This window comes from Acidovorax sp. IB03 (assembly GCF_016406015.1).
Lineage (GTDB): Bacteria > Pseudomonadota > Gammaproteobacteria > Burkholderiales > Burkholderiaceae_C > Acidovorax > Acidovorax temperans.
On the sequence record NZ_JAEFCH010000001.1, the window covers coordinates 46,121 to 70,577 of the forward strand.

19 protein-coding genes are annotated in these 24,457 nt (G+C 65.9%); 2 read left to right on the top strand and 17 right to left on the bottom strand.

Translation table 11 applies throughout. From position 1 onward, the window contains the following. Positions 1-36: 36 nt before the first annotated feature. From IHV84_RS00220 to apbC, 17 genes are all read right to left on the bottom strand, one after another. On the bottom strand, positions 37-2,556 hold the full coding sequence (locus IHV84_RS00220) for an ABC transporter permease (protein WP_198845351.1): 2,520 nt from the start codon (positions 2,554-2,556) through the stop codon (positions 37-39). 12 nt (positions 2,557-2,568) lie between these two features. Then, positions 2,569-4,176, bottom strand: coding sequence for a C13 family peptidase (locus tag IHV84_RS00225; RefSeq protein ID WP_198845352.1), 1,608 nt, complete (start codon positions 4,174-4,176; stop codon positions 2,569-2,571). Positions 4,177-4,296: 120 nt separating this feature from the next. Beyond that, complete coding sequence (locus IHV84_RS00230; RefSeq protein WP_198845353.1) at positions 4,297-5,217, bottom strand: formate dehydrogenase accessory sulfurtransferase FdhD; 921 nt, start codon at positions 5,215-5,217, stop codon at positions 4,297-4,299. Between the two features lie 114 nt (positions 5,218-5,331). After that, positions 5,332-5,709, bottom strand: a complete 378-nt coding sequence (locus IHV84_RS00235) for a hypothetical protein (protein WP_066697499.1) — start codon at positions 5,707-5,709, stop codon at positions 5,332-5,334. Positions 5,710-5,720: 11 nt separating this feature from the next. Continuing rightward, complete coding sequence (locus IHV84_RS00240) at positions 5,721-6,914, bottom strand: formate dehydrogenase subunit gamma (RefSeq protein ID WP_198845354.1); 1,194 nt, start codon at positions 6,912-6,914, stop codon at positions 5,721-5,723. Between the two features lie 12 nt (positions 6,915-6,926). Further along, entirely contained in the window at positions 6,927-7,166 is a 240-nt protein-coding gene (locus tag IHV84_RS00245) for a hypothetical protein (protein WP_142083955.1), read from the bottom strand. After that, the gene (gene fdh3B, locus IHV84_RS00250; RefSeq protein WP_198845355.1) at positions 7,163-7,792 is read right to left on the bottom strand and encodes a formate dehydrogenase FDH3 subunit beta; all 630 of its coding nucleotides are present in this window, start codon (positions 7,790-7,792) and stop codon (positions 7,163-7,165) included. The genes IHV84_RS00245 and fdh3B overlap by 4 nt, the downstream gene beginning before the upstream one ends. A gap of 10 nt (positions 7,793-7,802) precedes the next feature. Then, a complete protein-coding gene (locus tag IHV84_RS00255) occupies positions 7,803-10,769 on the bottom strand; it encodes a formate dehydrogenase subunit alpha (RefSeq protein ID WP_198845356.1) in 2,967 nt (988 codons plus the stop codon). Positions 10,770-10,783: 14 nt separating this feature from the next. Continuing rightward, positions 10,784-11,005, bottom strand: a complete 222-nt coding sequence (locus IHV84_RS00260; protein ID WP_066698995.1) for a formate dehydrogenase — start codon at positions 11,003-11,005, stop codon at positions 10,784-10,786. 149 nt (positions 11,006-11,154) lie between these two features. Next, a complete protein-coding gene (locus IHV84_RS00265; RefSeq protein WP_142083951.1) occupies positions 11,155-11,784 on the bottom strand; it encodes a molecular chaperone in 630 nt (209 codons plus the stop codon). Continuing rightward, a complete protein-coding gene (locus IHV84_RS00270) occupies positions 11,781-13,850 on the bottom strand; it encodes a 4Fe-4S binding protein (RefSeq protein ID WP_198845467.1) in 2,070 nt (689 codons plus the stop codon). Before IHV84_RS00270 ends, IHV84_RS00265 begins: the two co-directional genes overlap by 4 nt. Then, positions 13,810-14,529 carry a DUF3306 domain-containing protein gene (locus tag IHV84_RS00275; protein WP_198845357.1) on the bottom strand — a complete coding sequence of 240 codons (720 nt, stop codon included), beginning with the start codon at positions 14,527-14,529 and terminating at the stop codon, positions 13,810-13,812. The genes IHV84_RS00270 and IHV84_RS00275 overlap by 41 nt, the downstream gene beginning before the upstream one ends. Then, a complete protein-coding gene (locus tag IHV84_RS00280) occupies positions 14,522-15,070 on the bottom strand; it encodes a DUF3305 domain-containing protein (RefSeq protein WP_198845358.1) in 549 nt (182 codons plus the stop codon). The genes IHV84_RS00275 and IHV84_RS00280 overlap by 8 nt, the downstream gene beginning before the upstream one ends. Before the next feature lie 69 nt (positions 15,071-15,139). After that, positions 15,140-18,109 carry a molybdopterin-dependent oxidoreductase gene (locus tag IHV84_RS00285; protein WP_198845359.1) on the bottom strand — a complete coding sequence of 990 codons (2,970 nt, stop codon included), beginning with the start codon at positions 18,107-18,109 and terminating at the stop codon, positions 15,140-15,142. Continuing rightward, positions 18,106-20,013 (bottom strand): NAD(P)H-dependent oxidoreductase subunit E, encoded by a 1,908-nt coding sequence (locus IHV84_RS00290; RefSeq protein ID WP_198845360.1) that lies wholly within the window; start codon positions 20,011-20,013, stop codon positions 18,106-18,108. Before IHV84_RS00290 ends, IHV84_RS00285 begins: the two co-directional genes overlap by 4 nt. 190 nt (positions 20,014-20,203) lie before the next feature. Continuing rightward, the gene (locus IHV84_RS00295) at positions 20,204-21,160 is read right to left on the bottom strand and encodes a LysR substrate-binding domain-containing protein (protein ID WP_198845361.1); all 957 of its coding nucleotides are present in this window, start codon (positions 21,158-21,160) and stop codon (positions 20,204-20,206) included. Positions 21,161-21,194: 34 nt separating this feature from the next. After that, positions 21,195-22,286, bottom strand: a complete 1,092-nt coding sequence (gene apbC / locus IHV84_RS00300; protein WP_198845362.1) for an iron-sulfur cluster carrier protein ApbC — start codon at positions 22,284-22,286, stop codon at positions 21,195-21,197. 181 nt (positions 22,287-22,467) lie between these two features. Between apbC and IHV84_RS00305 the strand changes: the two genes are divergently transcribed. Together IHV84_RS00305 and IHV84_RS00310 are read left to right on the top strand one after the other, a co-directional pair. Further along, positions 22,468-23,025 (top strand): restriction endonuclease, encoded by a 558-nt coding sequence (locus tag IHV84_RS00305; protein WP_198845363.1) that lies wholly within the window; start codon positions 22,468-22,470, stop codon positions 23,023-23,025. Positions 23,026-23,163: 138 nt separating this feature from the next. Beyond that, positions 23,164-24,414: a patatin-like phospholipase family protein gene (locus IHV84_RS00310; protein WP_198845364.1), complete on the top strand. Its 1,251-nt coding sequence runs from the start codon at positions 23,164-23,166 to the stop codon at positions 24,412-24,414. Positions 24,415-24,457: the final 43 nt, after the last annotated feature.

The following is a 24,457-nucleotide window of genomic DNA, read 5'->3' on the forward strand; positions in this document are numbered from 1 at the left end:
TAGACAAGCGCCAGCAGCTCTGTTTTTTATAGCATTTTATTCGGCGGCGCGGCGCAGCGTCTCGACCACGGGGCGGCGCAGCACTTCGCGCAGGCCCCACCACCCGGCCAGCAAGGCCAGCACGGCGCCAGCCAAGGCCCCGGCCAGCGGCACCCACAGCGATGCCGTCCAGGCAAAGTCAAACACGTAGCGTGCCAGCGCCCAGCCCACGGCCACGGCCACAGCGCTGGCTAAAAAGCCCGCCAGCAGGCCCACGCCCATCAGCTCGGCCCGCTGCACCTGGCGCAGCAGGCTGGCGCGGGCACCCACGGCGCGCATGATGGCGAACTCGCGCGCGCGTTCCTCGCGCGTGGCGGTGACGGCCGCAAACAGCACCACCAGCCCGGCCGCCAGGGTGAAGGCAAACAAAAACTCCACTGCGCGGATGACCTGATCGAGCACGCGCTGCACCTGGTTGATGGTGCTGGCCATGTCTACGTTGGTGATGTTGGGGAATTGACGCACCAGCGCGTTGTCAAAGCCCTGCACTTCAGGCGCGCGATAGGCTGCGAGGTAGGTGATGGCCACGCCTTCGAGCTGCTGCACCGGGTACATCACAAAGAAGTTGGCGCGCATCGAGCCCCAGTCCACCTTGCGCAGGCTGGTGATGCGGGCTTCGTTTTGCACGCCGCCGATGTCAAACAGCAGGCGGTCGCCCAGCTTCAGGCCCAGGGTCTGGGCAATGCCCTCTTCCACGCTCACGGCACCGGCCTCGTTTTCGGTCCAGCGGCCAGCCACGATCTGGTTGTGGGGGGGCTGCTGCACGGCGGTGGAGAGGTTGAACTCGCGGTCTACCAGCCGCTTGGCACGGTCTTCGGTGTAGTTATCCGGCCCCACGGGTTGGCCGTTCACGGCCAGCAGGCGGCCCCGAATCATCGGGTACCAGTCGTACTTGGCCACGCCGTTGGTCTGCAGGTTTTTCTGGAAGTCGTCGGCCTGCTCCGGCATGACGTTGATGACGAAGCGGTTGGGCGCATCGGGCGGGGTGGCTTGGCGCCAACTGCTGATAAGGTCGGTGCGCAGCAGCACCAGCAGCACCAGGGCCAGCAGGCCCACGGCCAGGCTGCTGACCTGCACCACGGCATAGGCCGGGCGGGCCGAGATTTGCCGGGTGGCCAGCACCAGCCAGCGCGGCGCGGTGGTTTCATTCACGCTTTTGCGCAGCAGCTTCACGGCCACCCAGCTCAGGCCCGCAAACAGGGCCACGGCTCCGGCAAAGCCGCCCACGGCAATGAGACCGAGCTTGAGGTCACTGCTGACGGCCAGCAGCAGCGCGGCAAAGCCCGCCACACCCACGCACAGCACGGCCAGGGATGCAGGCTTGAGCCCGCCCACATCGCGGCGGATGACGCGCAGCGGCGGCACCTGCGCCAGTTGCAGCACGGGCGGCAGGCCAAAGGCCAGCAGCAGTGTGAGCCCCATGCCCAAGCCAAAGGCCACGGGCCACAGGCTGGGCGCGGGCAAGGCCGATTCGACCAGGCCCGACAGCAGCAGCACAAACACGTTGTGCACCAGATAGCCCACCGCCACGCCCAGCGCGCTGGCAAATACGCCAATGAGCGCAAATTCGGTGGTGTAGGCGCCCGCAATGGTGCGCTGGCTTTGTCCCAGCACGCGCAGCATGGCCGATGCGTCCAGGTGGTCAGCCGCAAAGCCGCGCGCGGCCAGCGCCACGGCCACGGCCGAGAGCAATGCGGCCAGCAGGGCCACCAGGCTCAAGAACTTCTGGGCGCGGTCCAGCGTCTGGCGCATTTCGGGGCGGCCGCTTTCCAGCGATTCCACCCGCACGGCGCGCACGTCGGGCTTTTTGACCTCTTCAGCCGCCCATTCTGCAAACGCCTTCACGGCGGCGGGCTGCCCCGCCACGGCAAAGCGGTAGGTGATGCGGCTGGCAGGCTGCACCAGGCCAGTGGCGGGCACATCGGCCGCGTTGAGCATGACGCGCGGCGCAAAGCTCATGAAGCCGGCGCCCCGGTCCGGCTCGATGACGATGATGCGGGCAATGCGCAACTGGGCATCGCCCAGCAGGAGCTGGTCGCCCATGGCCAGGCCCAGAGCGTCGAGCAGGGGGGCATCGACCCACACCTCGCCGGGGGCGGGAATGTCACGCGTGGCCTGCTCGGCAGCGCCGGGGGCATCGGCCACCTTGAGCGTGCCGCGCAGCGGGTAGCCCGCCGCAACGCTCTTGAGGGCCACCAGCTTGCTGGCGCCCCCCTGCGCATCACTGGCGCGCCCCATGGTAGGAAAGCCCATGGTGCCCACGGTTTGCAAGCCCAGCGCCTGGGCCTTGTCCACAAAGGCCTGGGGCGTGGGGTTGTCGCTAGCCACCACGACATCGCCGCCCAGCAGTTGCAGGGCATCGCGCTGCAGCCCGCCCTGAAGCCGGTCCGCAAAAAAACCCACTGAGGTGAGCGCGGCCACGGCCAGCGTCACGGCCACCATCAACAAACGCAGTTCACCCGCGCGCAGGTCGCGCAGCAAGGTGCGCCACCCAAGGCGCAGGAATGACAATTTCATAGGGGGCAAACCTTAGCGCAATTGCGCTGAGTGGTAGGCCATAGGGATTTGCGCGACCAGGCCTTTGCCGCCGGGCCGCAGCACCGGGCCCTCTTCCGCCGCCAGCCGCCGGGCCAGGGCGTTGAGCACGGGGTCGATCTCTGCCCCCACGCGCATCTGGGGGTTGGAGAAGCCATCGTCCTTGCCAGCCTGAATTTCGCGCTGCGCAATGATGGGCACGGCCTTGGTAAACGCCTCAGTGAAGGAATAGGTGGAGCGCAGTTGCTCATGGAACACCGCCCGGCCGAAGAAGGTCAGCTCTGAACGGGTGCCGCAGCCGTAGGAGGTGTGGGTGGCGTCTGCTGCCGTCATGATGAGGGTGGATGGGGTGGTCAGCGCATCGAGCCAGCCGCCGGAATAGCAGGCAGAAATGGCGATCACCCGGTGGCGAATGCCCGCGTCGTCCAGCATGTGGCGCAGCAGCTCGGGGGTCATGGGATCCACCTGCAGCGGCGGGTGGGCGGCGGCCAGCTGGTGGTCGCGCGCGCCGTGCGAAGTCATATAGAGCACCAACACGTCTTCCTCACGGTCCATGGTGGCCGCCAGGGCATCGATGGCGCTGCGCAGGTTCTCGGGCGTGGCCCACAGGTGGGTGTCTGCGGTGTCAGGGTGGTTGAGCAGGTGCAGCACGCGGCCTTCGGCGTCGAAGCGGTCTTGCAGCAGGTCGCTCACCATGGTGCTTTCGCGGCGAAACACCTCTTCCCCCGCATAAGGGGCAAACACCAGGCCATACACATCCACCACGCCGGGGCGCTCGGGGGTCAGGTCCTGGGTGTAGGCCTCCAGCATGAGTTGCTGGCCCTCAAACACCGACTGGGACAAAGGCACGCCAGCGGGCGTCTCGCCGGTGCCCGGATCAGCGCCCGCAGCTGGTGCAGTGACCGCGGCCTGCCACGAAGGCTCCACGCCCAGATAGAACTGCGCGGCCATGCCTCCCAACAAACACAGGGCAAACACCGCCGTGCGCCAGCGCGACTGGATGAAGCGCGCCGTGAGGCGCAGCAGTATGACCAAAGACAACAGCAACGCCAGCAGCGCCAAGCCATCCAGCAACCCATCCTGCCAGGCCCAGTCGCCAGCGCCCGCCAACGGGCCCGCCGCCAGGCTGGCATCGACACTGGCAGGCAAGGCAAAGGTGGGCAGCAGCCAGGGCAGCATGGCCCAGTTGCTGAGCAGCAGCCAGGCGGGAAGCCCCCCACCGGGCGCCCGCTGCGGGTTGGTGAACACACCGCTGCGGTCTTGGGCAGGCGTCATGGCCCACCACGCCGCGCCCATCAAAGCCAGCGAAAGCCACTGCTGCCCCAGCCACGCACGTGCATTGAACTCCACGGGGCCAGCAGTGGCCCACCATTCGCCCCACAACACCAGCCCCCAGTTGGCGGCCAGCAGCACCAGCAATTGCAATGGCGTGGGCACAGCTAGGCCAGTGCGGGGGGCCAGGAAGGCCGCCGCACGCAGGCCCTCCAGCACCCAGCGGTAGGCGGGCAAACGCTGGGGCGCAGGCGCGGACGGGGGTGGAGGTGCTGCACTGGGCAGCAGAGCAGTGTCAGGGGCTTCAGGGGACGGCGACTCGGCAATCATGGCGCCATCATGCCATGAGACAAAATTGGCACCTGGCGCTTATCCAACAAGCGCCAGCAGCTATCTTTTCAATAGCATCCAACGCAGTACAGGGCGGGCGGCTTATAGCAGGATGCGGGCTCAGGCCAGCTCGGGCTGCAGCACCAGCCGGTGCGCGCCCGCGTAGCAGACAAAGCGGCGGTTGGTGGCACGGCCAATGGCACACAGGCCCAGTTGCTGGGCGACGGCATGGCCCATCTGCGTCATGCCGCTGCGCGACACCACGATGGGCACCCCCATCTGCGCGGACTTGATGACCATCTCACTGGTCAGCCGCCCGGTGGTGTAGAACACCTTATCGGCCCCGCCCATGGGCTGGAACGACGCGGTATCGGTCTGCCCTGCCTGGGTTGAGGGCGCTGCGGAGGGGGCTTCCGGGTTCATCCACATCCAGCCTGCAATGGTGTCGATGGCATTGTGGCGGCCCACGTCTTCCACAAACACCAGCATGTCCTCGCCACGGAACAGCGCGCAGCCGTGCACCGAGCCTGCGGATTTGTACGTGGTTTCCTTGAGGCGGATGGCATTCACCAGACCATACAGCTGCGCCTGGGTGAGCTGCGCCTGGGGCAGCTCAATGCGGTCCACCTCGTCCATCAGGCCGCCAAACACACTGCCCTGCCCGCAACCGGTGGTCACCACCTTGCTGGCGGTGCGTTCTTCAATGCGGGCAATACCGTGGCGGGTGCGCACGGCGGCGGCGTTCACCTCCCAGTCCACGGTGATGGATTCAATGTCGAACACCGAATCCACCAGCCGCTGGTTGCGCAGGTAGCCCAGCACCAGCAGCTCGGGGTGCGCGCCCAGCGTCATCAGCGTGACCAGCTCCCGGCGGTCCACATACACCGTCAAGGGGCGCTCTGCAGGAATGTGCACCTGCTCAGTCTCTCCCCGCTCATTGATCACATCCACCGCTTGGGTGAGGGGGGCTTGCGCCTGGGTCAAGCGGGGCAATACGAAAGGCTGTGACGGGAGGGAGGGGGCCAATGTGGAATCGTTCATGGGCGCAGGGTACACGCAAAAAAAAGCCGCAAGCTCTTTGGAACTTGCGGCCGGATCAGCGACGGGGTGGACCACGCAGGCACGCTACCGTGCCGATGGCCGCCGGGTCCGCTGTCAGGACTTGGGCGCAGACGCCGCTGGTGTGGTGGTACTGGGCGGGCTGCTGGCCGTGCCTGGTGGCGAATGAGCGCCTGCCGCCTCAATCGGCTTCGCAGCCGGCGGCGTGTAGGCGAATGGCCCGGGGTCGGCGCAAGGTGCGGATGCGGCGGCGGGCTTGGCGTCTTTGGCCGTCTTGCGGTAGTGCGCCGCCACGCGGTCTTGCGCCTGACAGAGCTTGTAGTTGTCTACCTTGCCCGACCAGGCAGCCTTGGCAGCCGCTTCGGCGGCCTTTTCAGCTGCTTCAGGCGTGGGGGCAGGCAGCTTGGCCAGCGCCACAGAACACAGAACACCGGCGCACAGCGCCAGCAGGGACGATCGGAAGATTTGCTTCATGGTGCGTTGCCTCATACCTGCGCGGGCTGGCCCGCAGTGGTGGCTGCAGCATCGCCCTGATGGGCGGCGCTGCGCTGCCGTGGAATCTTGCCTGCCTGCACGTCGTCGTGCCACAGCTCGTGGTGCTCCTTGGCCCATTCGTCGGTCACGTAACCGGTCTTCATGGCCTTGTACGCGCCCTTCATGCCCACGGTGCCCATGTAGATGTGACCGCAGATCAGCGCCATCATCCAGATCGCCAGGGTGGCATGGATCATGTGAGCGATTTGCATGTCGCTGCGCACATCACCAAAGCCGGGGATGAGCTTGTCGAGCACCAGGCCCGAACCCACCACAAAGATGCCGGGAATCGTCACGCCCCACCAGAACAGGCCCTTTTCGCCCGCGTTGAAGCGGTGCGATGGCACCTGGTGGTCGCCACCCAGCATGCCGCCGCCCTTGGACAGCCACACGAAGTCGGCGCGGTTGGCAATGTTGTCCTTCACGAACGTGAGGATGATCACCAGCAGCGACACGGCAAACAGCGGCCCTACGAAGTTGTGCACGTTCTTGAGGGCATAGGTCAGCCAGCCAAACAGCGTGGAACCCATGATGGGCAGCAGGAAGAACTTGCCAAACGCCATCACGATGCCCGAAATGGCCAGAGCAATGAAGGCAAAGGCATTCGCCCAGTGGGCTGCGCGCTCGAACGGTGTGAAGCGTTCAATACGGCGCGTGCCAGGGCCTTCCGGGTGGTCATGCCCCAGTGGCCCCTTGGTGAAGTAAAAAATGCCCAGGGCCAGCAGAACAATCGCGAACAGCGCTGCGCCGTACGGAATGATCCACTGGTTGCGCACCTGGCGCCAGGCCTCGCCCGCGTTGGTGACGCGTGAGCCGGGATACTGCACGAAGGGCTGGATCAGGTTGCCTGCTTCAGGCGCCTGCGTTTTGGGCAGACTGCTGTAGCCAGTCACGCCCTGCCCCACCTGCCGCCACATGGGCGCATTGTTGCCGGGCTGCACCTTCATGCGTTCGCCGTTGGTCTGCTCGGCATAGCCGGGCTCGGCGCTAGCGTCGGGCTTCACATCAAAAATGTTTTGCCCTTGCACCCCCAAAGCGGCAGGCGCCTCGCCCACAACGCCCGAGGCCGTGGGCCCCGCTGGCGCCTGGGCCTGCGCAGCCAGCGCACCCAAGGCCAGCAGCACGGCACAGATACTGTGTTTCATGGCAGACCTCGCTCAGGGCTTCTGGTTGCGGGAATACTCGTTTTGACCGTACTGCTGGCGCGTGCGCAGCTGCTGTTCCCAGCTGGTCTTGTCACCCGCCGTCCAGCCTGGCTGGGTGAAGTTGCTGCCCGTACCGGCGTAAGGCGCCGCATCGTGCTTGACTGCACCGCCTGTCTGGGGCTTTTCGCCGCAGGCCGCCAGTGCCACGCACAGGGTGGCAGCCGTCAAAAGTGTGGATGCAATGCGTGTCATGACTTGGCTCCGGTTGCGCCTGCTGGAGGCTGGCCTGCCTGCTTGGAACCGTAGGCAGTGCCCCAGCCCCACACCTCGGCACCCTTGCCGCGCTGCACCACGCGGTTGCGGAAGATATCTGCCACCACGTCGCCGTCGCCGGCGAGCAAGGCCTTGGTCGAGCACATTTCTGCGCAGGCAGGCAGCTTGCCTTCGGCCAGTCGGTTGCGGCCGTATTTTTCAAATTCAGCCTGGCTGCCATGGGTTTCAGGGCCGCCAGCGCAGAAGGTGCACTTGTCCATCTTGCCGCGCACACCAAAGGTGCCGGACGCGGGGAACTGCGGCGCACCGAACGGGCATGCATAGCTGCAGTAGCCGCAGCCAATGCAGACATCTTTGTCGTGCAGCACCACGCCTTCTTCGGTGCGGTAGAAGCAGTTGACGGGGCACACCGCCATGCAAGGTGCATCGCTGCAGTGCATACAGGCCACCGAGATGGACTTTTCGCCGGGCACACCGTCGTTCAGGGTCACCACCCGGCGGCGGTTCACGCCCCAGGGCACTTCATGCTCGTTCTTGCACGCTGTCACGCAGCTGTTGCACTCGATGCAGCGCTCTGCATCACAGATAAATTTCATGCGGGCCATCGCGGTCTCCTCACGCAGCTTCCACGTTGCAGATCGTGGTCTTGGTTTCTTGCATCATGGTCACGACGTCGTAGCCATACGTTGTTGCAGTGTTCACGGCCTCGCCACGCACCAGAGGCGCTGCCCCCTGTGGGTAATAAGCCAACATGTCGGCGCCTTGCCAGCGGCCGGAGAAGTGGAATGGCATCCACACGGTGTCGGGTGCCACGCGCTCGGTGACCAGGGCCTGCACATTCAGGCGTGCGCCGGTGGGCGAGCTCAGCCACACGCGGCTGCCATTGCGAATGCCACGGTCGGCAGCGGTCTTGGGGTTGATTTCCACGAACGCTTCCTGCTGCAACTCGGCCAGCCAGGGGTTGGAGCGTGTTTCCTCGCCGCCACCTTCGTACTCGACCAAGCGGCCCGAGGTGAGGATGAGCGGGAACTTCTCGTACACCTTGTCCGCCATGTTCTTGTCCTGCACCGTCTTGTACAGCGTGGGCAAGCGCCAGAAGGCCTTCTTGTCCTCGTGCGTGGGGTACTTTGCAACCATGTCGGGGCGGGTGCCGTACAGCGGTTCGCGGTGCTGCGGAATCGGATCAGGGAAGTTCCACACCACCGCACGCGCCTTGGCATTGCCGAAGGGGTGGCAGCCATGCTTGAGGGCCACGCGGATGATCGCGCCCGTGGGGTCGGTCTTCCAGTTCTTGCCTTCGGCCTTGGCCTTCTCGGCGTCACTCAGGTCGTCCCACCAGCCCAGCTTTTTCAGCAGCACATGGTCGAACTCGGGGTAGCCCGTGGTGATCTCGCAGCCCACGGAGTGCGAGCCATCCTCGGCCAGCAGGTTGACGCCGTCTTTTTCCACACCGAAATTGGCGCGGAAGTTGCCGCCACCCTCCATCACATGCTTGGAGGTGTCGTACAGGTTGGCCGTGCCTGGGTGCTTGAGCTCGGGCGTGCCGTAGCAGGGCCAGGGCAGACCAAAGTAGTCGCCAGCAAAGTCGTAGCCGGTTTCCTTGTCCTTGCCGCCCTTGGCCTTGAGGGTCTTCACGTCGAACACATGCATGTTCTTCATGTGGGCCTTCAGGCGCTCTGGGCTTTGGCCGGTGTAGCCAATGGTCCAGACCGAGCGGTTGATTTCGCGCAGGATGTCTTCGACCATGGGCTCGTCCATGCCCTTGACCTTCTGCATCTTGTAGTTCTTGACCAGTTCCTTGTCGAAGCCCAGCTTTTGCGCCAGCTGGTACATGATCATGTGGTCGGAACGGCTCTCCCACAGAGGCTCGATGACCTTCTCGCGCCACTGCAGCGAGCGGTTGGACGCCGTGCAGGAACCGCTGGTTTCAAACTGCGTGGCTGCAGGCAGCAGGTACACCGCACGGTTGGGGTTCAGGTCTTCGGGCTTGCCGGGCATGGCGGCCATGGCAGCGGTAGCCGATGGGTAGGGATCTACCACCACCAGCAGGTCCAGCTTGTCCATGGCGCGCTTCATTTCGAGGCCACGGGTCTGCGAGTTGGGGGCATGGCCCCAATAGAACACGCCGCGCAGGTTGCTGTCCTGGTCGATGAGCTCGTTCTTCTCCAGAACGCCGTCGATCCAGCGCGACACGGTGATGCCGTTCTTGGTCATCATCGCGGGCGTGGCGTACTGCTTTTTGATCCACTCGAAGTCCACACCCCACACGTTGGCGAAGTGCTTCCACGCACCTTCGGACAGGCCGTAGTAGCCGGGCAGCGAGTCGGGGTTGGGGCCCACGTCAGTCGCGCCTTGCACGTTGTCGTGACCACGGAAGATGTTGGTGCCACCGCCGCTCTTGCCCACGTTGCCCAGGGCCAGCTGCAGAATGCAGGAGGCACGCACCATGGCGTTGCCGATGGTGTGCTGCGTCTGGCCCATGCACCATACGATGGTGCCAGGGCGGCTGTCGGCCAGCATCTTGGCGACCTTGAACATCTGGTCTTCCTTGACGCCGCAGGCCTCTTCCACCTTGTCGGGTGTCCACTTGGCCATGACCTCGTCGCGCACCTTTTCCATGCCGTAGACACGGTCGTGGATGTACTTCTTGTCTTCCCAGCCGTTCTTGAAGATGTGATAAACCAGGCCGAACAGGAAAGGGATGTCGGTGCCCGAGCGGATGCGCACGTACTCGTCGGCCTTGGCGGCCGTGCGGGTGAAGCGCGGGTCCACCACGATCATCTTGCAGCCGGTTTCCTTGGCGTGCAGCATGTGCAACATACTGACGGGGTGGGCTTCAGCCGCGTTGGAGCCGATGTACAGAGCGACCTTGCTATTTTGCATGTCGTTGTACGAATTGGTCATGGCGCCGTAGCCCCAGGTGTTCGCCACACCCGCCACGGTGGTGGAGTGGCAAATACGCGCCTGGTGATCGCAGTTGTTGGTGCCCCAGAAGCTCACGAACTTGCGCAGCAGGTAGGCCTGTTCATTGCTGTGCTTGGAAGAGCCGATGAAGTACACGCTGTCAGGGCCACTGGCCTTGCGCAGTTCCAGCATCTTGGCGGAGATTTCGGCCAGGGCCGTATCCCAGCTGATGCGCTCGTACTTGCCGTTGACCAGCTTCATCGGGTACCGCAGGCGGTACTCGCCGTGGCCGTGCTCGCGCACTGACGCCCCCTTGGCGCAGTGGGCGCCGAGGTTGATGGGGGAATCGAACACGGGTTCCTGGCGCACCCACACGCCGTTTTCCACCACGGCATCCACGGCGCAGCCCACCGAGCAGTGGGTGCAGACCGTGCGGCGCACTTCGATCTTGCTGTCGCCCAGGCCCACCTTGGCACCTTCAGCCGCTTGCGACTTCTTGACCAGGGTGAGTTGCGAGGCCGCAATGCCAACGCCTACGCCCAGGCCCGAGCGGCGCAGGAAAGCGCGGCGGTCCATGGTGGGCAGCGCTTGGGACAGGCCCCGGCGCAGGCTGTGAACAAAGGGAGAGGATGTCGATGCACTGTGCGGTGCATGCGCAGACTTTTTGGTGAGCAACATGGCGCGCCCCGAAATCAAAGTTGGGTGGTTTTGTAGTACTGCTTCACGTGCGCCGAGAGGTGGTAGCCACCTCCCTTTTCAGGCGCCACGCGGGCGGGCTCAGCGGCCACGACCTCGGCGGGGATTACACGCGGCAGCACCGTCACGGCGGCAGCACCGGCGCTCACGGCGGCGGCGCCCGCAAAGAAGCGGCGACGGGATGGGGGGGTAGAAGCGGAAGGCTGGCGGTCCTGCATGCTTGTCTCCAGGAGGCTGGCAGTTATGTAAAAAATTGCATAAGCGAGTCTAAGGCAGCCAAGTAACCTTCACAACGAGGCCAACCCTAATCCCACCAATGCACTTGAGCATTGCCGCGCGTCAAGACGCGGCACATCGCAAACAATCTTCAATCGAGCATGTCAAAACCCTGCGCCTCAACAGCAGCAAAAGCCCGCGTAAGGCGCGCCACGGCTGCATAGAAGCTCGCGGCCGGGTGCTGTTCCAGCGCGTTGCACATGGCGGGCAGCCAGGGCTGGATGTGCTCGGCAAAAAATTCGCGCTGAGCCGTCAGGTTACAGACAGCCATGTCATCACCCGCAATCAGGTAGCGCATGACTTCGCACAGATACGCGACATGGTCCTCGGTCTCGGGCATGGTGTCGCCCCGCGCAAGCCCCAGGCGGTCCAGGCTGGTGCGCAAGCGCGCCAGGGGCTTTTCATTCAAGAAGCCCGCCAGGTAGTGCGATGCGTACACAAACACCTCGGGCTTGCCCACGCCGCCGAACAGGCGATCGTATTCAGCCGCGATGGCGGCGTCGTCCTGCGCGCGGGCCGCTGCCACCAGCTGCTGCCAGGGCTCTTGCAGAAAGCCACCTTCCATGGGCGCTTCGGTCACGGCCACGCGCAGGGCCGACAGCAGCTCGGGGCTGGGCGGTGCGTAATACAGCTGGGACAACACGCCATACAACTCGGCACGTGCGGTTTCCTCATCCAGCGCAGAGCTGCCGGGCTGGGTCAATGAAACAGAGGCGCTCACAGGTCGGTCACTTTCGATTCGTTTTGTGCGGAGTACAGATCAATCACGCGGCAGTCACTGCACATCTTGAGCCGCTCCAGCGCTTCGCCCTGGAACATGGCATGCCCAGCCAGCTTGCCCAGCATGGCCTCGATGGCCTTCACGGTGCCAAACGGTTTGCTGCAGCGCACACAGGCCCAGGGCTGCGCTTCGTTGAGCACGCGCAGCTGCGCGCGCTCGGGCGCGAGCGACAGGCGGGGCTGCAGGCTGATCGCGTTTTCCGGGCAGGTGGTCTGGCACAGGCCGCACTGCACGCAGTTCTTCTCCAGAAAGCGCAGTTGCGGCGTTTGCGGGTTGTCTTGCAGAGCGCTTGCCGGGCAGGCGCTCACGCAACTCAGGCACAGGGTGCAGCGGTCTTTATCGACCGTGATGGTGCCCAGAGGTGAGCCCTTGGCGGGCAGCTCAATCGCCGCTGGCAAGGAGGCTGCACCCAGGGGCGACTGTTCGACCAGATGGTCCAGCGCCATGTCCAGGGTGCTGCGCTTCTCCTGCGCGATAGCAAAGCGTGCGGCAACGCTCGGGGTGCGCTGGCGCGTTTGGCCCAGGGTTTGCAGCGCCGCATCCAACTCCGTCGGGTGCTTGGCCTCGATGATGCGCAGGTGGGTGCCCGTGTAGCCAAGCCCGTTGAGGATGCGCTGGGCCACGTCCATCTGCGCCTGCAGCCCTTCCAGGTACTGCGGCGCCTCTTCGGTGGTAACCAGCAAGACGATTTGCGAGGCCCCGTAGGCGATGGCGCTCAGCCACAGGTCCACGCCCGTGCTGGCGGTGTGCCACAAGGCCACCGGAATCACATTCGCAGGCACGCCATGGGCCACCTTCAGCTGCGCTGCGCGGCCCAGCTCATTGACCAACGCCTGGCCACGCTCCTGGCTGTGCAACAGCAGCACGGCGTCCTTGCCGCCCGCTGCGGCATAGGTGGACAGCAGAGTTTTAAAACGCTGCCCCTGCTCCGCCGCAGGCGGATAGGCATAGGTCATCGCGCCCGTGGGGCACACGGTGGTGCAGGCGCCGCAGCCCACGCACAGGTTGGGGTTGACCACCACGCGCTGGCGGGCCTTGTCGCTGCTGATGGCCTCGGCCGAGCAAATGTCCACGCAGGCGCTGCAACCCACGGTGGCGTTGCGGCTGTGGGCGCAGAGCTTCTGCTTGTATTCAAAAAACTTGGGCTTCTCAAACTCGCCCACCAGTTCGCGCAGCTTGAGCACGGTGGGCAGGTCACGCCCATCGCTGCGCAGGTAGCCCTGGGGCAGCGCGTGCTGCAAGAAGGTGGGCGTGGCGTCAGCGCGGCGCATGTCCAGCACCAGATCGAACTGGGCCGACTCGCTCTCGACCGCGCGCTGAAAGTCAATCGCCCCCGCCACCTGGCACGCCTTCACGCAAGCGCGGTGGCCCTGGCAGGCAGCCACGTCAATCTGGTAATCCAGCCCGATGGCGTTTTCCGGGCAGGCGGCCACGCAGGCATTGCAGCGGGTGCACAGGTCAAGGTTGATGGGGTTGTCTTCGCGCCAGCGCAATTCAAACGCACCCAGCCAGCCCGTCAATGCTTCGATGCGCCCGCCCAGCACGGGGTAGCGACGAGCCTGGGCGCCACCGGCCTGGCCGGGGCCTTGGGCGAACACGGTAACGTCCAGCACATCAGACACCAACCCGGCCACCTGCTCTGCCGCATCGAGCGGCCCGATGATCAGCAGGCGCCCGGCGCTCTTATATGTCACCACCGGCACGGGCGGCGGCTCGGGCAGGTGCGCCGCCGCCAGCAGCGCGGCGATCTTGGGGCCGGCCTTGCCCGCATCGCGGCTCCAGCCGCCGGTTTCGCGGATATTCACAAAGCGGATGGGCGAGATGGCGCCTTCCGTCTGGCGGCCCAGGTCAGCGAACAGGCGCTCTTCCTGGGTGCATGCCACCACCACGTCCTCGCCCGAGCGGATGGCCTGGGTGAAGGCGCCCGCCTCGCGGCGGCACAGGGTGGAATGGAGGGTCAGGTCTTCACGAAGCGCGGTGCCCAGGGCCTGGGCGTTCAGCGGCATCGTCTGGTTGCAATCGCAGATGAGCGTGGTCATGTTCTGTGTGGCTGGCTGGGGCAAGCGACGCAGGCTCCCCCGTGGAACCCGCCGACGCTTGCCCGTGCGTGCTAGGAATAGCTGTGCATACCCCCGACTGTGCCACGTCTTGCCCCGGTTGCGCTGCCGATGGCACAGGGGGTTCCACGGGTGCGGGGTCTTTCGGGTCATTCCGCCCGGCAGGGGCGGCTGCCTGCCCTGCGGCTGGTGGCTTTTCCAGCTCTTCTTCCACCCGCCCCATGAACTGGGCGCTGGCCATTTCCTTGAGCATGGCAGCGGGCAGCGGGTCGGGCTGGGTGTAGTCGTCGATGTAGATGTCCAGGCCGTCCATCACGTTGAAGTGGGGGTCGGTGAAGAGCTTCTTCATCGCAGCGTTGCGCACCTCAGGCGCCACCGCACGGCTGGCGAAGGGCTTGAAATCGGAATCGATGGACAGCGACTGCGCGTCTTGCAGCGTGGGCAACGGCGCGACTGCGGGCTCGGGCGGCACGGGTGCCGCAGCAGGCTGCGCGGCCAGGGGCGCAGGCGCATTCACCCCGGCTGGCGCAGGTGCCTGTGGCAAAGGTGGCGCAGGGTCTTGTACGGGCTTGCCCTCGCGCACCTCCTGCTTGCGGCGCGACCAGCGGCCCAGGAATCCGTCAGCCACGGCCACCTCCACCACGGTGCTTCTCGGTACTCACCGAAGCGGGGTTGCCGAACCGGTCTTGCAGCGGCTGAAAGCTGTCAGGACGCTTACGGCGCTTGGGCTCAGGCTGGTAGTTCTCGGCCACAAAGGCCTGCAGCACCTCCAGCACCTCAGGCGGCACAGGCACTTGCTCCACCGTTTCTTGCGCATCCAGCCAGCGGCCGGCCTCGTGGTAGCTCAGGCTGACTTCCACCGGGCGGGCCAGGCGGGGGGCATCGCCACCATCGTCCTCGTCCATGCGCCACAGCACAAACCAGCACGGGGCGGGCGATTCGACATTCAGGTGGTAGCCCTCGGCATCGTCGCGGAACAGCTCCACCCGAAAGCCGGGAAACATCCAGCGCTGTTCGCGCTCGTCGCTCAACAATTGGCGCGGTTCGGTGCCGAAGGCCGGGTCGTGCATGACCACTTCGGCCAGCGACCACCGCCAGGGCTGCCAGCGGTTGTCAATGCGCTCGCAGCGCATGATCACAGCAACATCGGTGTAGGGGCGCTCAGTCATGGGCAGCGACTGTACTCTGTAGCAGCCCCCGCCATACAGGCGCGCCGTCAAACCCCTGCGCCCTGCTCTTCAATCGGCCTTGGCCGATGGCAGCGCCTCTACCGCCACAGCGCAGTATTTGAACTCTGGAATCTTGCCAAACGGATCCAGCGCAGCGTTGGTGAGCAGGTTGGCTGCGGCTTCCACATATGCAAAGGGCATGAACACCGTGCCACGCGGCGTGCCGTCGTCGCGCCGCACGCGCACCTGCACCATGCCGCGCCGCGAGCGTATGCCCACCAGCGTACCCGGCTGCACGCCCAGCCGCGCCAGTTCGTCACCGTGCAGGGACGCGGTGGCCATGGGCTCAATGGCGTCCAGCACGGTGCTGCGCCGCGTCATGCTGCCGGTGTGCCAATGCTCCAGCTGGCGGCCGGTGATGAGCACAAACGGGAACTCAGCGCTGGGCTTTTCGGCGGCTGGGATCACGCTGGCAGGCACCAGTTGCAGGCGACCCGTGGGCGTGGGGAAATGATCGGTGAAGACGATGGGCTGGCCAGGGTCGTCAGATGTGAGGCACGGGTAGGTCACGCTGGAGTCGCGCTCCAGCCGGTCCCAGGTGATGCCCTCGATGCTCGCGTGCATGGCCTGCCGCATTTCCTCGTACACGGCGGCCACGCCAGATTCTTCGCCTTCGTAGTTCCAGTTCAGGCCCGCCCCGCCGCCGGGCCGCCCCAAGGCGGGGCCGGCCCCCTCGGGGGGCAGCGACGACACGAAGTGCGGAGCGTGGGGGCCCACTCGTTGCGCGATCTGCTGAATGATCCACAGGTCTGCCCGTGCGTCCCCAGGAGGGTTCAGCGCTCGGCGGCCCATCTGCACCATGCGGTCGGTGTTGCTGGCGGTGCCCGTCTTTTCAGGCCAGGCGCTGGCGGGCAGCACCACATCGGCCAGCCAGGCGGTTTCGGTCAAAAAGATGTCCTGTACTACCAGGTACGAGAGGCTGGCCAGCGCGTGGCGCGCGTGGTTCAGGTCGGGGTCGCTCATGGCGGGGTTCTCGCCCATGATGTACATGCCGCGCACCTTGTGCGGGTCGCTGTCATCGGCCAGGGCCTTGTGCATGATCTCCACCACCGTGTAGCCCGGCGCCTCGTCCAGCTTCGTCCCCCAGAATTCTTCAAACCACGCATGGGCCCCGGCGTTGTCCACGCGCTGGTAGTTGGGAAACATCATGGGGATCAGGCCCGCGTCGCTCGCGCCCTGCACGTTGTTCTGGCCGCGCAGCGGGTGCAGGCCGGAGCCGGGCTTGCCGATCTGGCCGGTGACAGCGCACAGCGCGATCAGGCAGCGCGCGTTGTCGGTGCCGTGGATATGCTGGCTCACGCCCATGCCCCACAGAATCATCGATGCCTTCGCCGTGGCAAACGCGCGCGCCACTTCGCGCAGCGTCTCGGCCGGGATGCCGCACACGGGCGCCATGGCCTCAGGGCTGCAGCCCATCACGTTGGCCTTGAGCGCCTCGAAGTTGTTGGCGCGATCCCGGATGAAGGCCTCATCCACCAAGCCTTCGTCGATCACCGTGTGGATGAGCGCATTGAGCATGGCCACGTCGGTGTCGGCCTTGAACTGCAGCGTGCGCCAGGCGTGGCGGCCAATGTCGGTCACGCGCGGGTCCGCCAGCACGATCTTCGCGCCGCGCTTCGCAGCGTTCTTCATCCAGGTCGCCGCCACGGGGTGGTTGGCCGTGGGGTTGGAGCCGATCACAAAGATCAGCTCGGCATGTTCCACATCGTTCACCGGGTTGCTCACCGCGCCGGAGCCCACGCCTTCGAGCAGCGCGGCCACGCTGGACGCGTGGCACAGCCGCGTGCAGTGGTCCACGTTGTTGCTGCCAAAGCCGGTGCGCACCAGCTTCTGGAACAGGTAGGCCTCTTCGTTGCTGCCCTTGGCCGAGCCAAAGCCCGCCAGCGCCTTGGGGCCGTGGGTGTCGCGCAGGTTTTTGAGCGTGCCAGCGGCCAGATCCAGCGCTTCTTCCCAGGTCGCCTCGCGGAAGGTATCGCGCCAGTCGACGCCATGGGGACGCACTTCTTTGGGCACGCCCGGCTTGCGGATCAGCGGCACCGTGAGGCGGTCCGGATGGTGCGCGTAGTCAAAACCAAACCGCCCCTTCACGCACAGGCGACCCTGGTTGGCCGGGCCGTCGCGGCCTTTCACGCTGATGATTTTTTCATCGCGCACGTTGTAGGTGATGAGGCAGCCCACGCCGCAGAACGGGCAGACCGAATCGACCTTGCGGTCCACCTTTTGCGAGCCGATGTGCGTCTTGGGGCTGAGCGCGCCCGTGGGGCAGGCCTGCACGCATTCGCCACAGGCCACGCAGGTGCTTTCGGCCATGGGGTCGTCGAGGTCGAAAACGATCTTGCTGTCGGCCCCGCGCAGCGCGTAGCCGATCACATCGTTGACCTGCTCTTCGCGGCAGGCGCGCACGCAGCGGTTGCACTGGATGCAGGCATCCAGATTCACGGCCATGGCGGGGTGGCTCAGGTCGGGCGCGGGCTGCTCGCGGCGCAGGGCCTTCAATGCCGGGCGCACGCTCACGCCCAGCCGATCCGCCCATTGGCTCAACTCGCCATGCTGGCCCACCGCTTCCGTATTTTTTGAATCAAATGGGGCTCCAGCGCATGATGGATAAGCGCCGCCAGCTATCAATTCAGGAGTATCTGGCTGGTCATCATTCCATTGGTATCCCACGTCCGGCATGTCGGACAGCAGCATCTCCACCACCATCTGCTGGCTTTTGCGGGCACGCGGGCTAGCGGCCTGCACTTTCATCCCTGCGGTGGGCGCTCGGCAGCAGCTGGGCGCCAGCGTGCGCTCGCCCGCGATCTCAACCACGCAGGCGCGGCAGTTGCCGTCGGGCCGCAGGCCGTCGGTGTAGCAGAGGTGCGGGATCTCCACGCCGTGGCGCTGCGCGGCTTTCAGAATGGTTTCGCCGGGGTGGGCGGTGACGGGCTGGCCGTCCAGCTCGAAGGCCACGCCTGGCGTGTGGGGCAGCGCGCTCATGGCTGGCCTCCTTGGGGCAATTGCTCTGCCAACGGGCTGTTGCGCGGCTTGGGCAGATCACCCGGCCAGGGCCCTTCGCCCACCTCGTGCGGAAAATACTTGTGAATGCAGCGGATGGGGTTGGGCGCCGCCTGGCCCAGGCCGCAGATGGAGGCGTCGGCCATTACCTGTGCCAGATCGTCCAGCAACTCCTCATCCCACTGCGGTGCCTCCATCAGCGTGGCCGCCTTGGCCGTGCCCACGCGGCAGGGCGTGCACTGGCCGCAGCTTTCGTGTTCAAAAAAGCGCATCACATTCAGCGCTGCGTCGCGCGCCCGGTCATGCTGGCTGAGCACGATGACGGCGGCCGAGCCGATGAAGCAGCCGTAGGGCTGCAGCGTGTCGAAGTCCAGCGGAATCTGGTTGAGGCTGGCGGGCAGGATGCCGCCCGAGGCGCCGCCGGGCAGGTAGGCATAGAGCTGGTGGCCGTCCAGCATGCCGCCGCAGTATTCGTCGATGAGTTCCTGCACCGTGATGCCCGCCGGAGCCAGCTTGACGCCCGGGTGCTTCACGCGCCCGCTCACGCTGAAACTGCGCAGCCCCATGCGGCCGTGGCGGCCAAAGCTGGCGAACCACTGCGGGCCGCGCTCGACAATGTCGCGCACCCAGTACAGGGTTTCAAAGTTGTGCTCCAGCGTGGGGCGGCCAAACAGCCCCACCTGGGCGATGTAGGGCGGGCGCATGCGGGGTTCGCCGCGCTTGCCCTCGATGCTCTCGATCATCGCGGACTCTTCGCCGCAGATGTAGGCACCCGCGCCGCGCCGCAGTTCGATGTGCGGCAGCGGGCATGGCGGCTCGGTGCGCAGGTCGTCAAGCGCCTTTTGCAGCAGCGCACGGCAGCCGTGGTACTCGTCGCGCAGGTAGATATAGATGGCCTCGGTACCCACCACCTGGGCGGCGATGAGCACGCCTTCCAGAAAACGGTGCGGGTCGCGCTCCAGGTAAGTGCGGTCCTTGAAGGTGCCGGGCTCGCCTTCATCAATGTTGACGGCCATCAGGCGTGGCGCGGGCTGGTCCCGAACAATCCGCCACTTGCGCCCCGCCGGGAAGCCCGCGCCGCCCAGGCCGCGCAGGCCCGAATCCTCCATGGCAGCCAGCACCCCCTCGGCGTCCATCTCGCCGTTGACCAAGGCGGCAGCGGTCTGGTAACCGCCGCGGGCGCGGTAGGTGGCGAGATCAGTGTGCGCGGGGCTGATGCCATCCGGCTGCGCAGGTACGCTGTGCTCTGCCAGCGCTGCAATATCAAAATTGATAGCTGCTGGCGCTGATGGGTGAAGCGCCAGAGCCCGATTTGGCTTCAAAGTGACGGTTTCCAGCACCGAGTCCAAGGTGGCGTGCGGCACCGGACACTGGTGCACCACGGCCACGGGGGCCTGTTCACAACGGCCTACGCAGGGCACAGCTACCACCTGTACATCGCCCTGCCCGGCCGCTTGCAACCGTGCCGGCAGTGCTTCGAGCAGTTCGCGCGCCCCGGCCATGGTGCAGCTCAGGCTGTCGCACACGCGCAGCACCAGGCGCGGTGCCTGGGCTTCCTCGCCACGCACGATCTCGAAGTGGTGATAAAAGCTCGCCACCTCGTACACCTCGGCCATCGGCAGGTTCATCTGCTTGGCGAGCGCCACCAGGTGCCGGTCGTGCAGCACGCCAAAGTGGTCGTTCAGGCGGTGCAGGTATTCAATGAGCAGATCGCGCCGAAAACCATTGGCCGGGCGCGGGCCCAGCAACTGCGCCACGTCTGCCATGGCAGCCTCTTCAGGCTGGCGGCCTTTGAGGCGGCTTTTGCGGCGGATGCGCTCGCGCATGTCGTTGACCGATACAGCGGCGACAACGGTTGCGTTGGGGGCTTCGGGGGCAAGGTGCATGGGCCGGGGGCGTGGAGCGCGTTGTTTTGTATGAAGGCGCCTGCATAGGCCAGGCGCGCCGCCGCAGTGTCAGCCAGGGACTCGTACGGCGTCAAATTGCCGATGCACATGGGGCGATCACAAAAACAAATGAAACGGCCGTTTTTGCAACGGCCCGTGAATCAAACACCGCAACCCGTGGGGTCAGCGCTCAATCGGCGACCAGAAGCCCACTGTGCGCTGCTGCGTGCTGCAGCCAGTCGGGGTCCTGCGCCAGGGCCAGCGCGGCATCGAGGGCGCGCGTGGGCTGCACCTGTCGGTGCGACATGAATCCGATGGGCGTGGTAAGCATTGGAGCGGTCAGAGGCAGCGCCTCCAGCCCCTCATGGCCGCGCACTGCATCCACCAGCGCACCGGGAAGGACGCTGCACAACTGGCCTGCCACCACGCTCAGCGCCAGGGTCAGCACCGAATCGGTTTCCATGGCGGGCATGACCGTGGCGCCTGCCGCTCGGAAGGCGCCATCGACCAGGCTGCGGTTGTGCATCTCGGGGGTGAGCAGGCACAGCGGCAGCGCCGCCGCATCGGCCCAGGCCATGGGCGGGCCAATCTGCAGCCAGCGCGCTGCGCCCTTGGGCGGCTGGGAGGCACGGCGCAGCAGAAAGTAGTGCTCCACATACTGCGGCCAGGCCCGCAGCGGGCCGCCGCGTGCGGGCATGCGTTCGGTGTAGCCCAGCGCCAGGTCCAGCGAAATGTTTTCCAGCCCCGCCTCCAACGCCTGCGAGCTCATCGACAACACCACCGGTACGATGCCCGGGTGCCGTGCCTGCAACTGCGCCGCAAACCGCGCGAGGATGGGCATGGCCGTGGGCACGGCGCCCAGGCGCAGCGTGCCGCGCGGGTGGGCGGCGTCGCTGCTCAGGTCCTGCTGCAGCACCTGGTGCTCGTGCAGCATGCGCTGGGCGGTGGCCAGCACGCGCTCGCCTTCGGGCGTAAAGCCTTCAAAGCTGCGGCCCCGGCGCACCACCACCACGCCAAATTCTTTTTCCAGCGCACGCAGCGCGTTGGACAGGGCCGGCTGCGTGATGTGGCAGGCCTGCGCGGCGCGGCCAAAGTGCCGGTGCTCGTGCAGCGCCACCAGGTAGCGCAGGGACGCGAGCAGGTTCATGGCGAGTGGGGGCGGCTCAGGCGGCTCGGGAGGATCAGGTGTTCTTACTGATCGAGATGGTGGGGAACTTGCTGGAAAAATCCTTGGCCTGCTGGGCGATCTTCACCGCCACATCGCGCGCCACCTTCTTGTAGATCTGCGCGACCTCGCCGTCAGGGTCGGCCACCACGGTGGGCTTGCCGCTGTCGGCCTGCAGGCGGATGTGCATGTCCAGCGGCAGCGCGCCCAGGTAGTCCATGCCATAGTCCGCGGCCATCTTCTTGCCGCCGTCGGCGCCGAAGATGTGCTCCACATGGCCGCAGTTGCTGCACACGTGCACGGCCATGTTCTCCACGATGCCCAGGATGGGCACGCCCACCTTCTCGAACATCTTGATGCCCTTCTTGGCGTCCAGCAGCGCAATGTCCTGCGGCGTGGTGACGATCACCGCGCCGGTCATGGGCACGCGCTGGGAGAGCGTGAGCTGGATGTCGCCCGTACCCGGCGGCATGTCGATGATGAGGTAATCCAGGTCCTTCCAGTTGGTCTGGCGCAGCAGCTGCTCCAGCGCCTGCGTAGCCATGGGGCCGCGCCAGATCATGGCCTCGTCCTGATCCACCAGGAAGCCGATGGACATGACCTGCACGCCGTAGTTCTCGAGCGGCTCCATGGTCTTGCCGTCCTCGCTCTCCGGGCGGCGGCTGATGCCCAGCATCATGGGCTGGCTGGGGCCGTAGATGTCGGCGTCCAGCACACCCACGCTGGCACCCTCGGCCGCCAGGGCCAGCGCCAGGTTGGCGGCGGTGGTGCTCTTGCCCACACCGCCCTTGCCCGAGGCCACGGCAATGATGTTCTTCACCTGGGGCAAGAGCTGCACGCCACGCTGCACGGCATGGGCGATGACCTTGGTGGTGATGTTGACCGACACGTTGCTCACCCCGGCAACGCCCTTGGCGGCAGCTACCAGGCTGCGGCGCAGCTCGGGCACCAGGCTCTTGGCGGGGTAGCCCAGCTCCACGTCAAACGCCACGTCGCCACCGCTGATCTGCACATTGCGCAGTGCGCGGGTGCTGACAAAATCCTTGCCCGTGTGGGGGTCGAGCACGCTGGAAAGTGCGGCCAAAAGGCCTTGTTCGGTGACTGACATTCAAATAACTCCTGTGGGGGCCGTAGTCTATCCAAGGGGCTTTCACCGATTTTTCTTGTGGGCAAGCCGTGAAGGCCCCACTTTGGCAGTGCTCCCGCATGCCCATAACAGCCCTGCAACTGCACGACAATGCGCAGCCATTGCCCCAACGCCCAAGCGAGAAGCCACCGTGAAATTCAAGATGTCCGAAAACTCCCTGTTCGCCTTGCTGCTGCGCTCGCCGTGGTGGATCAGCTTTGTGCTGGTCGCCTGCGTCGCGCTCATCTCCAAGGCGCTGCTGCCATCGGAGTACTTCATTTATGGCGCGCTGGGCGGCTTTCCCATTTTTGTGGTGGGCTGCATCGCGGCCTGGCGCCAGCTGCGCGCGCCCAGCGCTGCCAAGGTGCAAACCATGCTCGACCAAGCCCAGGCGATGCCGTGGGCCAAGTTCTCGCAGGCCCTCACCCGCGCCTGGGCGGGCCAGGGTTATGGGGTGAACGCCCCATCAAAAGGGGCCGTAGACCTGCGGTTGACCCAAAACGGCCAGACCACTCTGGTCAGCGCCAAACGCTGGAAAGCCGCCACGCACGGCGTGGAACCACTGCGCGAGCTGTACAGCGCCATGCAGGCTGAAAACGCCCAGGGCGGCATCTACGTGGCAGGGCAAGGCACCGTGAGCGAAACCGCTGCGCTGTTTGCGCGCGACCATGGCATCACCATCCTGCAGGGGCCCGCACTGGCCGTGCTGTTGCTCGGCTGACACACTGCGGCGCCCTGTGGCCAGGGGCGCGGGTTTTCCCAAAGCCTGCGGGCTGCGGCCGAGCCGCACACTTTCAGCCTTCGAAGCCGCTGCAGCGCATCTGCCACGGTGGCTCTTTCTGATCACCCTCACCAGACCATGCCCCAAGCAGCCCCCAAAGCGCCCACATCCGCTCCGCCCACAGGCTTGCTGCTGACCGGTGGCGGCGCCCGCGCGGCCTACCAGGTGGGGGTGCTGGAGGCGATTGCCGACCTGCGCCAGGCCTGCGGCGCAGGTAGCGAGCCCAACCCGTTTCCCATCATCACCGGCACCTCGGCGGGCGCCATCAACGCCGCCGCGCTGGCCTGCGGGGCCGACAACTTTGACCGCGCCGTGCGGCGCATTGCCCGGGTGTGGCGGCAATTCCATGCCAACCAGGTGTACGGGGCCGATTCACTGAGCGTGATGCGCAGCGGCGCGCGCTGGCTCACGCTGGTGTCGATTGGCTGGGCGCTGGCCCGCTGGCGGCGCATGCGGCCTCAGTCGCTGCTGGACAACAAGCCACTCGAAAAACTGTTGGTCAAGATGGTGCCATTGGTGCGCCTGCCCCGCCTCATCCGCAAGGGGCATTTGAAGGCGCTGGCCGTCACGGCGTCCAGCTACAGCTCGGGCGAGCACGTCACGTTTTTTGAGGCCGCCACACCCGTCAAACCCTGGGTGCGCTCGCAGCGCAAGGCGGCCAGCGATCGCATCACGCACGAGCACCTGCTCGCGTCCTCAGCCATTCCGTTCATCTTCCAGGCCAAGGGCATTGAGGTGGACGACCACATCGAATACTTTGGCGACGGCTCCATGCGCCAGTCCGCGCCCATCGCCCCGGCCATCCACCTGGGGGCCGAGCGCATTCTGGTGATCGGCGCAGGCCGCATGCACGAACCCAAGAACGACGCAGCTGCCAACCCCACGCCCAACTACCCGTCGCTTGCGCAAATTGCGGGGCACGCGCTTTCCAACATCTTTCTGGATGCGCTGGCGGTGGATGTGGAACGTGTGCAGCGCATCAACCAGACGCTCTCACTCATCCCCGAAGAAAAGCGCACCCACAGCGCCCTGCGGCCGATTGAGCTGCTGGTCATCGCCCCCTCGCAGCGGCTGGATGCCGTGGCCGCCCGCCATGTGGGCGACCTGCCCACGCCGGTGCGCACCATGCTGGGCGCGCTGGGCGTCACCTCGAACATGGCCGACGTGCGCGGCGCGGCGCTGGCCAGTTACCTGCTGTTTGAGGCCGGTTACACCCAAGAACTGATGGCCCTGGGCCGGGCCGACACCCTGGCCATGCGCGCCCAGGTGTGCCAGTTTTTTGGCTGGACGGACACCGGCGCCGAAGTGCGCACCCAGCTGCACCAGTAGCCCCCCGGGGCAAGACCGGGTTGCGTGGCAACCGCACGGGCCG